Origin of the sequence: Mixta intestinalis (assembly GCF_009914055.1) — a bacterium.
GTDB lineage: Bacteria > Pseudomonadota > Gammaproteobacteria > Enterobacterales > Enterobacteriaceae > Mixta > Mixta intestinalis.
Window position 1 is genome coordinate 108,853 of record NZ_CP028271.1, and the last position, 14,424, is coordinate 123,276.

The 14,424-nt window shown below is 49.6% G+C and carries 14 protein-coding genes; 9 read left to right on the forward strand and 5 right to left on the reverse strand.

Annotation, left to right across the window (positions count from 1 at the left end):
- The first annotated feature begins 159 nt into the window (after positions 1–159).
- Positions 160–1,773, forward strand: a complete 1,614-nt coding sequence (gene cueO / locus C7M51_RS00445; RefSeq protein WP_160619658.1) for a multicopper oxidase CueO — start codon at positions 160–162, stop codon at positions 1,771–1,773.
- A 379-nt stretch (positions 1,774–2,152) separates the two neighbouring features.
- Positions 2,153–2,767, forward strand: coding sequence for a lytic polysaccharide monooxygenase auxiliary activity family 9 protein (locus C7M51_RS00450; protein ID WP_160619659.1), 615 nt, complete (start codon positions 2,153–2,155; stop codon positions 2,765–2,767).
- Between the two features lie 154 nt (positions 2,768–2,921).
- Here C7M51_RS00450 and C7M51_RS00455 read toward each other — a convergent pair whose 3' ends face one another.
- A complete protein-coding gene (locus C7M51_RS00455; protein WP_160619660.1) occupies positions 2,922–4,205 on the reverse strand; it encodes a cystathionine gamma-synthase family protein in 1,284 nt (427 codons plus the stop codon).
- A 240-nt stretch (positions 4,206–4,445) separates the two neighbouring features.
- Here C7M51_RS00455 and hpt point away from each other — a divergent pair, with 240 nt between their 5' ends.
- Positions 4,446–4,982 carry a hypoxanthine phosphoribosyltransferase gene (hpt, locus tag C7M51_RS00460; RefSeq protein ID WP_160619661.1) on the forward strand — a complete coding sequence of 179 codons (537 nt, stop codon included), beginning with the start codon at positions 4,446–4,448 and terminating at the stop codon, positions 4,980–4,982.
- 81 nt (positions 4,983–5,063) lie between these two features.
- Here the strand turns inward: hpt and can are convergent, their stop codons facing one another.
- A complete protein-coding gene (gene can, locus C7M51_RS00465; protein WP_208852113.1) occupies positions 5,064–5,726 on the reverse strand; it encodes a carbonate dehydratase in 663 nt (220 codons plus the stop codon).
- 112 nt (positions 5,727–5,838) lie between these two features.
- On the opposite strand from can, the gene C7M51_RS00470 reads away from it, so the two are divergent.
- The 6 genes from C7M51_RS00470 to C7M51_RS00495 all read left to right on the forward strand — a co-directional run bounded on the left by C7M51_RS00470 (position 5,839) and on the right by C7M51_RS00495 (position 12,204).
- Entirely contained in the window at positions 5,839–6,765 is a 927-nt protein-coding gene (locus C7M51_RS00470) for an ABC transporter ATP-binding protein (protein WP_160619662.1), read from the forward strand.
- Positions 6,762–7,532: an ABC transporter permease gene (locus C7M51_RS00475; RefSeq protein ID WP_160619663.1), complete on the forward strand. Its 771-nt coding sequence runs from the start codon at positions 6,762–6,764 to the stop codon at positions 7,530–7,532. Before C7M51_RS00470 ends, C7M51_RS00475 begins: the two co-directional genes overlap by 4 nt.
- Before the next feature lie 340 nt (positions 7,533–7,872).
- Entirely contained in the window at positions 7,873–8,097 is a 225-nt protein-coding gene (locus C7M51_RS00480; RefSeq protein WP_160619664.1) for a hypothetical protein, read from the forward strand.
- Between the two features lie 539 nt (positions 8,098–8,636).
- Positions 8,637–8,897, forward strand: coding sequence for a hypothetical protein (locus C7M51_RS00485; RefSeq protein ID WP_160619665.1), 261 nt, complete (start codon positions 8,637–8,639; stop codon positions 8,895–8,897).
- Between the two features lie 195 nt (positions 8,898–9,092).
- Positions 9,093–9,665, forward strand: a complete 573-nt coding sequence (locus tag C7M51_RS00490; protein WP_160619666.1) for a DUF1349 domain-containing protein — start codon at positions 9,093–9,095, stop codon at positions 9,663–9,665.
- A 2,329-nt stretch (positions 9,666–11,994) separates the two neighbouring features.
- Positions 11,995–12,204, forward strand: coding sequence for a bacteriocin (locus C7M51_RS00495; protein ID WP_160619667.1), 210 nt, complete (start codon positions 11,995–11,997; stop codon positions 12,202–12,204).
- 69 nt (positions 12,205–12,273) lie between these two features.
- On the opposite strand, the gene panD is transcribed toward C7M51_RS00495, so the two are convergent.
- The 3 genes from panD to panB all read right to left on the reverse strand — a co-directional run bounded on the left by panD (position 12,274) and on the right by panB (position 14,383).
- Positions 12,274–12,654, reverse strand: a complete 381-nt coding sequence (gene panD / locus C7M51_RS00500; protein ID WP_160619668.1) for an aspartate 1-decarboxylase — start codon at positions 12,652–12,654, stop codon at positions 12,274–12,276.
- Between the two features lie 65 nt (positions 12,655–12,719).
- Complete coding sequence (panC, locus tag C7M51_RS00505; RefSeq protein WP_160619669.1) at positions 12,720–13,574, reverse strand: pantoate--beta-alanine ligase; 855 nt, start codon at positions 13,572–13,574, stop codon at positions 12,720–12,722.
- 14 nt (positions 13,575–13,588) lie between these two features.
- Positions 13,589–14,383, reverse strand: a complete 795-nt coding sequence (gene panB / locus C7M51_RS00510; protein WP_160619670.1) for a 3-methyl-2-oxobutanoate hydroxymethyltransferase — start codon at positions 14,381–14,383, stop codon at positions 13,589–13,591.
- Between the last annotated feature and the right edge of the window lie 41 nt (positions 14,384–14,424).

The window sequence follows — 14,424 nt, forward strand, 5'->3', positions numbered from 1 at the left end:
ACAGTTATGGAAGTGCTTCAGGCCATTTTTATGCTTTACGGACGTTTCCGGCGAAATTCAACGTATTCTGTCTGGTTAAGTAAATTATCTTAGCTTGACCTTGCCGTTAGGGCAGGGTTTAGCATAACGTCCTTTGATGCGATAAAGGACACCATCATTATGCAACGCCGCGACTTTCTCAAACTCACTGCCGCGCTGAGCGCGGCGGGCCTGTTTCCTTTCTGGCACAGCCGGGCGATAGCGGCGGAAAGCCGCCCCGCGCTGCCGATTCCCGATCTGTTGACGCCTGATGTACATGGCACGGTGCGTTTAATTGCGCAGGCTGGCGTCAGCCGCTGGAATGGCAAAGCGGTAAACAGCTGGGGTTATAACGGTGCGTTGCTCGGTCCGGCCATTGAGATGACGCGCGGCAAAACCCTGAACGTGGAGCTGGAAAATCGCCTGCCGCAGGCGACAACGGTTCACTGGCACGGGCTGGAAGTGCCGGGCGATGTGGATGGTGGCCCGCAGGCAATTATCGCGCCCGGTGCAAAACGCCGGATAGCGATCGCCCCGGATCAGCCAGCGGCGACCTGCTGGTTTCATCCACATCAGCACGGACAGACCGGTTACCAGGTGGCACAGGGGCTGGCCGGGCTGGTGATATTGCGTGATGATGAATCGGGGAAGCTGTTGCTGCCAAAAAGCTGGGGCGTGGATGATATACCGGTAATTTTGCAGGATAAGCAGCTAACCGCAGACGGCAGCGCCATTGACTATCAGCTTGACATAATGCGCGCGGCGGTTGGCTGGTTTGGCGATGTAATGCTGACCAACGGCGTGCCCTGTCCACAGCATGCGGTGCCGCGTGGCTGGCTGCGCCTGCGCCTGCTTAACGGCTGCAATGCGCGATCGCTGAACCTGACCACCAGCGATGGGCGCCCGATGTATGTTATCGCCAGCGATGGCGGCCTGCTGAGCGAGCCGGTCAGGGTTGATACGCTGATGCTGCTGCCGGGCGAACGCTTTGAGGTGATGGTGGATACCAGCAACGGCAAGGCGTTTGATTTACTGACGCTGCCGGTGAAACAGATGGGGATGACGCTCGCGCCTTTCGATGTGCCGCTGTCGGTGCTGCATATTATGCCGCTGCGGGTGATGGCCAGCGGTACGCTGCCGGATCGTCTGATGACGCTGCCGCCGCTGCCCGCCAGCGATAATCTGCCGACGCGCTGGCTACAGCTGTCAATGGATCCGCAGCTGGATCGGCTGGGGATGCAGGCGCTACAGCAGCGTTACGGCGAGCGGGCGATGGCGGGCCATAAAATGATGGGGCACGCTATGGCAGGACATGCTATGTCCGCTCCGGCTGGCGCGCATTCATCACATCACGCCATGGGCGCTCATGCTATGGCCGGTATGCCTGCGGATAAGTCATCCGGCTATGATTTCCATAACGGTAATAAAATTAACGGCGTTGCGTTTGATATGGCGAAACCTGCGTTCAGCGTGCCACGAGGGCAGCTGGAGAAGTGGACGATATCCGGTGAGGGCGACATGATGCTGCACCCGTTCCATATTCACGGCGCGCAGTTCCGCATTCTTTCTGAAAATGGCAAGCCGCCCGCCGCACATCGTCAGGGCTGGAAAGATATGGTGCACGTTGAGGGCTGGCGCAGCGAGGTGCTGATCCGCTTTAACCATACGGCCAGCGCACAGCAGGCGTATATGGCACACTGTCATCTGCTGGAGCATGAGGATACCGGCATGATGCTGGGCTTTACCGTTGCCTGAAACGGGATCGCTGTCTGTTATCTTCCCGCTGCTGTAGCGGGAAGATAGCGAAGCACAAGAGAATATTCGCCGTAACTGCTAACGCTTATTGCCAGAAAAACAGAATTTGTTTTTAACAGTGGATTTTATTTGTAGTGGGTCAAACAAAATGCCGCAATATAAACACGGCTGAAGATAGAGTAATAATTTTTATCCAGTAAAGCCAGACTCATGCCAGTCAGAAAGCGCTATTCATAATTTCTGTTTGTATTAGCATACTTATTAAAATTGAAGCCGGTAATTAAATATGGGATTTTACTTGGCAAGCGGAATGAAAGATGAATTCAATTCTTGCTTGATAAGTGACTAAAATAATTTTTTATTTAATAAGGGTTCAATAATGGAAAATAAAAATAAAACTGTTAACGGTATTATGCCTATGCACGGTCATGTCTTTTCTCCGAAATCTCGCGCTTATTTTGCCTGGGAAGAAGGTAAACTGGATAACGGTGCATTAAATCAGCGTGAAGCCGGTAAATTTTTTCCGGCCACCAAAGCCGGGTTACGCGACAGCCTGGTCAGCGATGATGTTGTGAATAATATGCCACCAGCTGATGGTAAAATTGCCAGCGCGGGCCAGGACGTTGGTCAGTTCCTTGATGAACCCGGTACGCACTGGAAAAAACATACGGTTCATGCCGGTGAAAAAATGACGATCTCCTGGGACTACAGCGCTAAACATTTAACCCGTCGCTGGAACTATTTTATTACCCGTGAGGACTGGAATCCGCAACAGCCTTTAAGCCGCGCTCAGTTTGAAGCAACGCCTTTTTATCAGCATGAACTTACTGCTCATCCCTTCTGGGAAAAAAATGAAGAGCTGACGCCGCCGTCACCGACAGTGCATGAAATGAAACTGCCGCAGCGCAGCGGCTATCATGTCATCCTGGCCGTATGGGAAATTGCTGATACTGGCAATGCGTTCTATCAGGTTATCGATGTTGACTTCGTATAATTAAGATAACCAGACGGTAATGTTAATTTAGAAATTGGTTCGTTTCCACGATGATTGCTGGCCTGCCGGATGAGCTGTGCGATATTGCCAGCCGGTTTAGCAGGTCAGCAGTTTTGTTATTTTCTGTTAACGCAGCCTTTTGGAACGCGTCAGGCTATGCCTGCTCCAGCGCCAGCCGTAAATCCTCAATGAGGTCATCGCTGTTCTCGATGCCGATGGACAGACGAATCGTCGCCTCGCTGATACCGATACGCTGGCGTACCTCGGCGGGAACGCCGGAATGCGTAGTGCTGCCCGGATGGCTGGCGAGCGATTCGGTACCGCCGAGGCTCACCGCCAGCTTAAACAGCTGTAGCGCATTCAGGAAACGAAACGATGCCGCCTGGCCGCCGCGAATATCAAACGAGAACGTTGAGCCAGCGCCGCTGCTCTGCGCCTGGAAGGTTCTGCCTGCTGCGGAGCTGGCGTCAAGAAACGACAGGTAATGCAGTTTTTCCACCTTCTCATGGTGACGTAAAAAATCAGCGACCGCTTCAGCATTGCGGTTAGCTTTCTCCATGCGCAGCGCCAGCGTTTCCAGCGAGCGGCCCAGCATCCAGCTGGAGTGCGGATCGAGCTGGGTGCCAATAGCGCTGCGCAGGGCGCGCACCTGTGTCATCAGCGCTTTGCTGCCCATCGCCGCGCCCGCGATTAAATCAGAGTGACCGCCGACATATTTAGTCAGCGAATAGAGCGAAATATCCGCGCCGTGTTCCAGCGGGCGCTGAAAAAGCGGCCCCAGCAGGGTATTATCGCAGGCGATAATTGGGCGATAGCCCTGCTGCGCGCCGATTTTCTCCGCCACGCGGCGAATCAGAGCAATATCTACCAGGCTGTTGGTTGGGTTAGCGGGCGTTTCGATCAGAATCACCGCAACGCGTCCGGCAGCCATCGCCTGCCCGGCGGCTTCCTGCACCTTTTCTTCATGCAGCCCGTCGCTGAAGCCGACCGCCGCCACGCCGAGACGAAGAAAGGTTTTGCTTAGCAGCGTTTCCGTACCGCCGTACAGCGGCTGCGAGTGCAGCACCACGTCGCCCGGTTTCACAAAGGCCAGCAGCGTCGTGGAAATAGCCGACATGCCGGAAGAGAACAGCACGCTGCTTTCGGCGCGTTCATAAACTGCCAGACGATCTTCAACGATTTCGCTGTTGGGATGGTTAAAGCGCGAGTAGACCAGGCCACCGGAAAGGCCAGCGGGCGGTTCGCGGCGTCCGGAAACGTAATCGAAGAAATCGCGCCCGTCTTCCGCGCTTTTAAATACGAACGTTGAGGTCAGAAACACTGGCGGCTTCACCGCGCCTTCCGACAGCGCGGGATCGTAGCCATAATTCAGCATCTGGGTTTCCGGCTGCAAAGGGCGATTACCGATATGGGTTTTTTTCGTATGGGCGGCGCTCATCGTTTCTCCTGGCGTTCCGGTAACATCACGTGCCTTTACGCTACCATATCGCTATAGCCGCTGATAAATGACTTAACGTTCTAACTTTAAAACCAAATGCATAATTAAATAGGGATTTTTAGACGTTCAGCAGTCTATATGTCTGGCTTTGCCAGAGCGATCCGATGAGCTGACTGCGGTATCCCGCCCCGAAAATGTGATAGACTTCGCTGCTTTCGACAGATGACGAAGCCTGAAGCTATGAAACACACCGTTGAAGTTATGATCTCCGAAGCGGAGATTCGCAATCGTATCGCTGAACTGGGCCAGCAGATCACCGAACATTACCGCGACAGCGGTAGCGATATGGTGCTTGTGGGCCTGTTACGCGGCTCCTTTATGTTTATGGCCGATCTGTGCCGTACAATCAATGTCTCTCATGAAGTCGATTTTATGACTGCTTCCAGCTACGGCAGCGGCATGTCCAGCACGCGCGATGTGAAAATCCTGAAAGATCTGGATGAGGATATTCGCGGTAAGGATGTGCTGATCGTGGAAGATATTATCGACTCAGGTAATACGCTGAGCCGGGTAAGCGAAATTCTGCGCCTGCGCGAGCCAAAATCGCTGGCGATTTGTACGCTGCTGGATAAGCCTTCACGCCGTGAAGTGGATGTGAAAGTAGACTATATCGGCTTTTCTATTCCCGACGAATTCGTGGTGGGTTACGGTATCGATTACGCCCAGCGCTATCGCCATTTGCCTTATATTGGCAAAGTTGTGATGCTGGAAGAGTAATGGTGCAGGATTGTGCTGTCTCAGACAGCACAATCGATTAAAGATCGCCATTGCGTGACGGGCTATGATGCCGCTCGCTGATTAACGATGGCTTTCCGGATGATTCAGCAGGTTAGCAATGCCGTGACGGTAACGTTGCTCAAGCAGTTCGCGGCTGGTGGCGGTAACCTTCAGATCGCGCAGGCAGCCATCATGGATGCCGTAAACCCAGCCATGAATCGTGACTTTCTGTCCGCGTTTCCACGCCGATTGCAGAATAGTTGAGTGGCCCAGGTTATAAACCTGCTCCATAACGTTGATTTCGCAAAGCTTATCAAATCGTTTCTCTGGCGGCAGTTCACCCAGTAACGAGCTATGCTTGTACCACAAATCACGAATATGCAGCAGCCAGTTGTTGATCAGCCCCAGTTCGGGGTTTTCAACCGCCGCCTGTACGCCGCCGCATCCATAGTGTCCACAAATGATGATGTGCTCCACCTCCAGGACTTCTACGGCGTACTGTACGACGGAGAGGCAGTTGAGATCGGTGTGGATCACCAGGTTTGCAACGTTACGATGAACAAACAGCTCGCCAGGCTCAAGCCCGGTTAAGCGTTCTGCGGGAACGCGGCTGTCAGAGCAGCCAATCCACAGAAAGCGGGGTTTTTGCGCCAGTGCCAGGCGCTCGAAAAAGCCGGGATCTTCCTCAACCAGTAATTTGGACCATTCGCGGTTGTTGCTGATGAGTGTATCAATATCTTTCATGATGGTTATCGATCTGTAACAGGCAAATATGCGTTGACGTACTATAGGACAACGTCTGGCAATTTCAAACGGTAAAAATAACGGTAAACAAAACAGGGTAAGCAACTTCTCTATGACGTATGCACTGGAACTTGAAAAACTCACCAAGACGTATCCCGGCGGCGTGCAGGCGCTGAAAGGGATCGATCTGGCGGTTGAGGCGGGCGATTTCTATGCGCTGCTGGGGCCGAACGGCGCCGGTAAATCCACTACCATCGGCATCATCAGCTCGCTGGTGAACAAAAGCGGCGGTCGCGTTCGCGTCTTCGGCTATGACCTGGAAAAAGATGTGGTTAACGCCAAGCGCCAGCTGGGGCTGGTGCCGCAGGAATTTAACTTTAACCCGTTTGAAACTGTGTTGCAGATTGTCGTGAATCAGGCGGGCTATTATGGCGTTGAACGCCGTGACGCGCTAAAACGCGCGGAAAAATATCTTACCCAGCTCGATCTCTGGGGAAAACGCAATGAACGTGCGCGTATGCTTTCCGGCGGTATGAAGCGGCGTCTGATGATTGCGCGGGCGTTAATGCACCAGCCTAAGCTGCTGATTCTTGATGAACCAACCGCCGGGGTGGATATCGAACTGCGCCGTTCCATGTGGGTCTTCCTGAAAGAACTTAACGAGCAGGGCACCACCATTATCCTCACTACGCACTATCTGGAGGAGGCGGAAATGCTGTGTCGCAATATCGGCATTATCCAGAGCGGTGAGCTGGTGGAGAACACCTCGATGAAAGGGCTGCTGGCAAAGCTCAAATCAGAAACCTTTATCCTCGATCTGGCAGCAAAAAGCCCGCTGCCGCATCTGGAAGGTTTCCAGTATCGGCTGGTGGATACCACCACGCTGGAAGTGGAGGTCATGCGCGAGCAGGGGCTGAACGGCGTGTTTAATCAGCTGAGCGCGCAGGGCGTGCAGGTACTGAGTATGCGTAATAAGGCGAACCGTCTGGAAGAGCTGTTTGTCGGTCTGGTGCAGGGAAAAACGGGAGGTCACGCATGACGCATTTATACTGGGTCGCGCTGAAAAGTATCTGGGCGAAAGAGATTAACCGCTTTGCCCGCATCTGGGTTCAGACGCTGGTACCGCCGGTAATCACCATGACGCTCTATTTTATCATTTTCGGTAACCTGATCGGTTCGCGTATCGGCGATATGCATGGCTTTAGCTACATGCAGTTTATCGTACCGGGGCTGATTATGATGGCGGTGATCACCAACGCCTATGCGAACGTTGCCTCTTCATTCTTCAGCGCCAAGTTTCAGCGTAATATCGAAGAGCTGCTGGTAGCGCCGGTGCCAACCCATATCGTGATCGCTGGCTATGTCGGTGGCGGCGTGGCGCGCGGTATCTGTGTCGGGATTCTGGTAACAACGGTATCGCTGTTTTTTGTGCCGTTTCACGTACACTCCTGGCCGATGGTAGCGATCACGCTCCTGCTGACGGCGATTATGTTTTCGCTGGCCGGACTGCTGAATGCGGTATTTGCCCGTACCTTTGATGATATCAGCCTGATTCCTACTTTTGTGCTGACGCCGCTGACCTACTTAGGCGGGGTGTTCTATTCCCTGACGCTGCTGCCGCCGGTTTGGCAGGCGGTATCAAAGCTGAATCCGGTGGTTTATATGATTAGCGGTTTCCGCTACGGCTTTTTAGGTATTAATGATGTGCCGCTGGCGTTTACGCTATCGGTGCTGGTTGCCTTTATCGTGGTGTTTTACATTCTGGCCTGGACATTGATTCAACGTGGGCGTGGCCTGCGCACCTGATAACCGAATTCTATCGCGAACGGCGTCGTTAAAGCGCCGTTTTTTTTGCGGAAATAAAATTCCCTGGTCAGGGTAGTGTCGTTAATAATTATTAAAATAGAAATGACGCTAAGATTTGTCTTGTAAGCGATTTTATTTATCTTGGTTTCAAGTTGTCATCTTCCCGGCTTTAATCTTTTAGCTGTTATCTTAAACCGGTGGTCAAAATAACATTAGAAGTTTTGCTATGGTCTGAATATCTTAAGCCAGTATGCTTTTAATTGCAGGAAAATGCGCCTTGTTTACCCTGCTATATTTAAACGCTTGACGTTATCTTTTATCTCACCAAAAGGTTTTAATTATGTTTGTGCTTAACGAAGAGCAGCAGGCACAGGTATCAGGTGGTCAACAACCTGCCACTTTTGCTGAAGTCGCCGCTAACCGGGGTCTGCTGGGTACTATTTGGGATTATACCGTTCAGCCGGTATTGAATTTCTTTAACGGCATCCGGGACACTTTCTGGAACTACGTGGAAAATATTTTCTCTGCCCTGTTTCCGCCGCCGGTAGTAAAACCGCAGCCTTAATCGAGGTGACAGGCCCGGTAGTATCATTTTGCCGGGCTGCTTTCACTAACCGCTATGTTAATTTAATTACTTTCCGTTATTGGCATAATATATTAACTGTCAGTTAATTTTTGTTTCAATCTCTGCCCCTGATTACCGCTTTCCGATATATCAATTAAATTTCTTATTCATAAAATCTAATCAATCACCGCTCCTCCGGCTTGCAATAATTTTTAATTACGATAAAAGCAGTTAGCGGAGGTTGTAGGTGATTCAATAAATCCCGCTTTAAGCGAAAGCTTTAATCATTCCATGCTACGGTTAATTATTGAGTTGTCATTTCAGTGAAGTAATTAAAGCTCACAGGAAATAAATAATTAATCTGTAGTGTTTATCTCACCGATGATAAAGACTATTTGTATTACAGTATTCTGTTATTAGGATTTTTACGATGGCCTGAATAAGCGGCTTTTTATATTTTCCAGTCCGCAGGGGAAAGGATATCTCCTGCTTTGTCATTTCTGATATAAATTAATTAACCTGAATATAAGGTCAATACTATGCGTGTACTTACTGAAGCACAACTGGCCCATGTATCGGGCGCAGGGAACTGGAGTGACTGGATAAAATGGGATTCAAACGATTTTTCCGGTAGCTATGAAGGTTCCTTTGGCGGCGTGGATGTCACCGTGGCCTGGGGCGGAAGCTATATTATAGGGTTTTTCCCTATTCTGGCGCTTCCGGGTATGATCTTTGGTGCATTTCTGGAAAGCATCGGTAACCTGATTTCTTCGCTGTTCCCGCCAGCTCAGGAATCATAAGTTAAAAAGCCATCATCCGGCAGCAGCTGTTGCCGGATGATTTTAGCGGCAAATCTTTATACGCTGTCTACACTCTCACTATCTCCCTTTCAAAGCACCACTACCGGCATCCTTTGCACCTTTTCTCGCAAAGCGTTACAGCGCTGCGCTGGACGGGCAGGGCGTGCCGATCGAACATTATTGTCGAGGTTTGCGATGCCACAGTTTGACTGGATTAACGAGCCTGCCGTCTGGCGTGAAGAAAAGCAGCAGCTAACGGTTATCACAGATAAAAATACCGATTTCTGGCGGGAAACCTGGTATGGTTTTACGCGCTTTAGCGGGCACTTTTACGCCTGCGAAGTCCATGAAGACTTTACCTTTCAGGCACGGATTCGCGCCAATTTTCATACCCTCTACGATCAGGCGGGCATTATGCTAATGATCGATGAGCGGCACTGGCTAAAAGCCGGAATTGAATATAACGATGGTCAGCCTGCTATCGGCAGCGTATTGACGCAGGAGACTTCAGACTGGGCTACCGGGCCGTTTAACGGCAACGCACGTGATTTCTGGATGCGCCTGACGCGACGTGGTAATGCGCTGCGCCTGCAATATTCCGCTGATGGTCAGCTTTGGCCGCTGCTGCGCCTGTGCCATATCGCCAGCGCGGAAAGCTGTCGGATTGGTGTGATGTGCTGTACGCCGCAGCGGGCCGGACTTGAGGTTAACTTTAGCGAAATAGCGCTATCGCCTGCTAACGATAAAGCACTACATGATTTGAGTTAAAAATAACGCATCGGTTTTGTCATTTGAGCATTAATGAAGTTGGTACGTCGGGAGTAACCGACATAACCGATATCCGGAAAGAGCTATCCTGTGTGTTTATTTCGGCTATTAACTTTAAAGAAATTAATTACCTGGCAAATAAATAGGTCATTGTTAATGTTTGATATAAAATAATTTAATAACATGAATATAGAAATTTTAATACTGAATAAATGTTCAGTTATTCTTATAATTCCCAGAAGGTTCAGGTGTTTTTTTCTGATAAATGTTGAAGGCACGTGATATCAGTTAAGCCTGGTCCGTCAGGGCTAATCTATCGGACGTGCTTATTACGCCTGGATGTTCTTTGCATAAAAATAAAACCGTTAAGCGCATAAAATTCTTGTCGAAGATACCGACATTTGATGGATAAAAGCGATATTTCGTGAAGGACGTCAGGTTCACAGCCAGGGCTGGCAATAGACAAGAATTTCACGGTTATTATGAAATTTTTAAAATTAACAAACAGGATAAATTAACAGCGGTTTATGTCTTGTTATTTAAGTAAAAATAAGTTTCAGGATTAGTATGTTCTGGAAATGACGATTTTATTTTTGGAACGAAGGCAAGCACCCTACACACATGAACGGTTCAGATTTAATTTTTGTAGTTGGAAATATATTTGGTAATTTTCAGAAAATAGCCTCATGTATTACGTTTAGTGAATGGCTACAGACAGAAGTGGAGAAATGTTATGGCTGTATATATTACCCTATGCCGTGTGGTGGGCCGGGTTTTTATAGTCAACGCATTCTTTAATATGCAGCTTTACTTTTTTATCAGCTGGAACAAGGAAGTCTGCTTTATTTTCTGTGCTTGCCGCTGACGCTTATTGTGTGCTGAGCCCCAGAGACAGTTACTGAATGTATTTTTATTACCTGCGGCGCTGGAGGAAAATATAATTGGCAAGATATCAGTGCCGTAAATTCGTATTTTTACTATAGGGATAAGTTTAAAATTAATTATATATTTTAATGGCGGCAGGCGAGTTATTGCTTGCTTACAGGACTCCGAATCAGGAGAAATCGTAATAATTTAAGGATGATATTATGTACGAAATTAACGATATACATAAACAACTGGTATCTGGCGGAATCTGGGATGTGAGTTTTGGCAGGGATACTGTTACAACACTGCCAGGAATAATCAATGATGATTCTTCAATGGTTACTGACATTGATCCGGGATTCACCTGGCCGCCATGCAATAATGCTGTACCGCCAATTGCTATACTTCCATATCCTCCATGCTGTAGGCCTGTACCGCCAATTTTCGTCTTCCCGGATTTTCCTTCTGTAATCATGCCTGTATAGCAGTAAGTCTAATTTAACGTCTTGATTAAATTCTGCAAAATTTACTTTGTAAAATTATTATCCGTTATTGTGCGTTAATAAAAATTTGATATATTCTTATCTGGCAACCATTGCGTTGCCAGATATTTGTATGGTTAATCCCTCTTTTCCCCTTTGGTCTGTTGCCGTTACTGTTCAGCCAGTATTTCACCTTGCCCACCAGCCGTGCTGTTTTTTTATTGTGATGCTTTATTCGCAACGGCGTACTTTACGGCGCCATGTTCGCTGTGGTGTTTGTACAACGCAGCGAACATGGCGTCGGGCCTGTCGCACCAGAGAGCAGAAAACAGGGCTTTTTTTTCACAGCAGGCGCAGCAGACCGATCGCAGGAAAATCGCTGTTTTACGATAGTGATTATTTTAATGTTAATCATGTCTTGAATTGTTGTGGGATTATTGTTTCCTGCATGTTAACCTCCGCTTCAGGAGGGGATTAAATTTTTAAGGTTGATGCTATATATTTAATTAATGATAAGAGCAGTTGCTGGCATCCGGCGGTTCTTCTGCTCTAAACAGCATCTTCAATCAGGCCGTTATAGCATTGGATCCAGATTTTTATATTACCGATGGGCTGAATTATATAGTTGATCTGGATTTTGCTGTTGGGGTGCCGCCGTTTTTTGGGCTGTATATAGAGTTTAAATCTCTTTTTTCAAAATAATCGTTTATGAAAATTTTCTAAAAAAACAATTAATCCTGATGCCGGAAAATGGCAACGCATTGTACTATTTAAGCCATGGGAAAATATTTTTTTTGATGCTTTTAATTAGTATTTTATTATTAAATAGTAGTTACTTTTTTTGCCTGTAAGCGACGTTTATACTCTCGTTGTTCAGTATTAACTGAATAGCTAACCATTCCGACATAATAAATATGTGTTGGTTGAAATATATATTGGTAAAGCAACTAATTAGACTGTCTAGTCGTGTGGAGTTAATAATGAAAATTTTGAACGACAAGGAACTGAAGCTGGTATCAGGTGGTATTTTCGTTTCAGATAATAATTCTTCTAATGAAATCGAGCTGGATACAACGCCTCCTGGAGAAATGCCGTCGCTTGATGATTTGATTATCCCGAACATGTCGGTCTTGCCGATCATGAGTGTCGGGATATTTGGACTTATGGTCGGATGGCCTTCCCTTATTTAATATCTCTTAATAATATGCCTTTTATGGAAGATTAATATAATAAAGAGCCAGCACTAGCTGGCTCTTTTATCAGGCAACCTGAACCGGTACGGCTTTCGCCAGACGTTTCATTTCGTTGTCGCCCTCAAAATAGGCGACTTTTGGCTGCCACTGACGCGCCTCTTCGTCAGGCATTTTTACGTAAGAGCAGATAATCAAAATATCGCCTTCGCAGGCGCAGCGGGCCGCAGCGCCGTTAACGGAAATAATTTTTGATCCGCGCTCCGCCGCGATAGCGTAGGTAGAAAAGCGCTGACCATTAGTAACGTTATAGATATCAATCGCCTCGTACTGAAGAATGCCGGAGGCGTCGAGAAAGTCCTGATCGATGGCGCAGGAACCTTCGTAGTGCAAGTCAGCCTGAGTAACCTTCACCCGGTGCAGCTTGCCTTGTAGCATGGTGCGTACCATATTTCTGTTACCTTGTTCTGCAACGAACCGAAAATAGGCGACGGTATCACCATCGCCATTGCTTGTTACTGGGTTAAATCAACCGTCTGATTATCGATCAGGCGGGCTTTGCCCAGCCAGGCCGCCATCAGGATAACGGCACGCTTGCTCTCCACGTTAAGCGGCAGCAGCGTCTCCGCATCACAAATCGCCAGACCGTCAGGACGTAACCCCTTATCGAGCAGCGCCTGTTCAGCGCTTTCGATAATCTCTTCCACATGGCGCTCGCCGTTAGCCAGCTTTTGCGCCATTTCGCGCATCACCTGACTTAACGTCGGAGCCAGCTTGCGCTCATCGGCGGTGAGATAACCGTTACGCGAACTGAGCGCCAGGCCATCCTTTGCTCGTACCGTCGGCACGCCGACAATATTGATATCGTAGCCCATATCCGCCACCATTTTGCGGATCAGCGCCAGCTGCTGATAATCCTTTTCGCCAAAGCAGGCGAGATCGGGCTGTACCAGGTTAAACAGCTTGCTGACGATGGTAGCGACGCCGCGAAAATGACCGGGACGGCTGGCACCTTCCAGCAGGCTGGAGAGACCTGGCACTTCAACAAAGGTCTGACTGTCAAGCCCTTTGGGATAAACATCGGCGGGAGCGGGGGCAAAAACCAGATCGACGCCGCGCCGGTTAAGCTTTTCGCAATCCTCCTGTAGCGTGCGCGGATAACGCGCCAGATCGTCAGCGCGATCGAACTGCATCGGATTGACAAAAATGCTGACGACGACGATATCGGCGCGCTCGCGCGCTTCATCTACCAGGGTCATATGGCCTTCATGCAGGTTGCCCATGGTCGGCACCAGCGCGATGCGTTTACCTTCCTGACGCCAGCGACGTATTTCGCGGCGCAGCATCGGCAACGTTTCGATAATCAACACGGATTTTCTCCTGTTCATTGAAAACTGTGTTCCGCCGCGGGATAGCTGGCGTTTTCCACTTCCTGCACATACTGGCGCACCGCAGCGCGGATGTCGCCCGCTTCGGCAAGGAAGTTTTTAGCGAATTTGGGAATATGTCCGCCGGTAATGCCAAAGGCGTCATGCATTACCAGAATCTGTCCGTCGGTCACGTTGCCCGCGCCGATGCCGATCACCGGAATATCCAGCGCTTCAGTGACGCGCTGCGCCAGTGCTACCGGCACGCACTCCAGAACCATCAGCTGCGCGCCCGCCGCTTCCAGCGCCAGCGCGTCCGTCAACAGGCGTTCCGCCGCCTCTTCGCTGCGTCCCTGGACTTTATACCCGCCGAAAATATTAACCGACTGCGGCGTCAGGCCAAGATGCCCACATACCGGCACCGCGCGCTCCGTCAGCATCTGGACACTTTCCGTCAACCATGCGCCGCCTTCCAGCTTTACCATATTGGCACCGGCACGCATCAGGCGGCCCGCGTTTTCGCAGGTTTGCTGCGGTGTGGCATAGCTCATAAACGGCAGGTCGGCCAGCAGCAAACAGTGCGGTGCGCCACGGCGTACCGCCGCAGTGTGATAAGCGATATCTTCCACCGTTACCGGCAGCGTGGAGTCGTGCCCCTGGACTGTCATACCCAGCGAATCGCCTACCAGCATCACCTGAATACCTTCATCGGCAAACAGCCTGGCAAAGCTGAAATCATAGGCGGTGATGGAGGCAAATTTTTTGCCTGTTTGTTTCCACTGGCGCAGGTGAGAAAGAGTTGTGGGTTTCATGACAACCTCTGTATCTACGTTCTGGTGGGCGCAGTGTAATG

What these genes read in the sequence shown, in the direction of transcription:
- C7M51_RS00480 (WP_160619664.1), top strand. Translation starts at nt 7,873, where the DNA reads ATGTTTGTGCTTAACGAAGAGCAGCAGGCACAGGTATCAGGTGGTCAA.
- C7M51_RS00470 (WP_160619662.1), top strand. Translation starts at nt 5,839, where the DNA reads ATGACGTATGCACTGGAACTTGAAAAACTCACCAAGACGTATCCCGGC.
- panB (WP_160619670.1), bottom strand. Translation starts at nt 14,383, where the DNA reads ATGAAACCCACAACTCTTTCTCACCTGCGCCAGTGGAAACAAACAGGC.
- C7M51_RS00495 (WP_160619667.1), top strand. Translation starts at nt 11,995, where the DNA reads ATGAAAATTTTGAACGACAAGGAACTGAAGCTGGTATCAGGTGGTATT.
- C7M51_RS00485 (WP_160619665.1), top strand. Translation starts at nt 8,637, where the DNA reads ATGCGTGTACTTACTGAAGCACAACTGGCCCATGTATCGGGCGCAGGG.
- panD (WP_160619668.1), bottom strand. Translation starts at nt 12,654, where the DNA reads ATGGTACGCACCATGCTACAAGGCAAGCTGCACCGGGTGAAGGTTACT.
- C7M51_RS00455 (WP_160619660.1), bottom strand. Translation starts at nt 4,205, where the DNA reads ATGAGCGCCGCCCATACGAAAAAAACCCATATCGGTAATCGCCCTTTG.
- C7M51_RS00490 (WP_160619666.1), top strand. Translation starts at nt 9,093, where the DNA reads ATGCCACAGTTTGACTGGATTAACGAGCCTGCCGTCTGGCGTGAAGAA.
- C7M51_RS00450 (WP_160619659.1), top strand. Translation starts at nt 2,153, where the DNA reads ATGGAAAATAAAAATAAAACTGTTAACGGTATTATGCCTATGCACGGT.
- hpt (WP_160619661.1), top strand. Translation starts at nt 4,446, where the DNA reads ATGAAACACACCGTTGAAGTTATGATCTCCGAAGCGGAGATTCGCAAT.
- can (WP_208852113.1), bottom strand. Translation starts at nt 5,726, where the DNA reads ATGAAAGATATTGATACACTCATCAGCAACAACCGCGAATGGTCCAAA.
- C7M51_RS00475 (WP_160619663.1), top strand. Translation starts at nt 6,762, where the DNA reads ATGACGCATTTATACTGGGTCGCGCTGAAAAGTATCTGGGCGAAAGAG.
- cueO (WP_160619658.1), top strand. Translation starts at nt 160, where the DNA reads ATGCAACGCCGCGACTTTCTCAAACTCACTGCCGCGCTGAGCGCGGCG.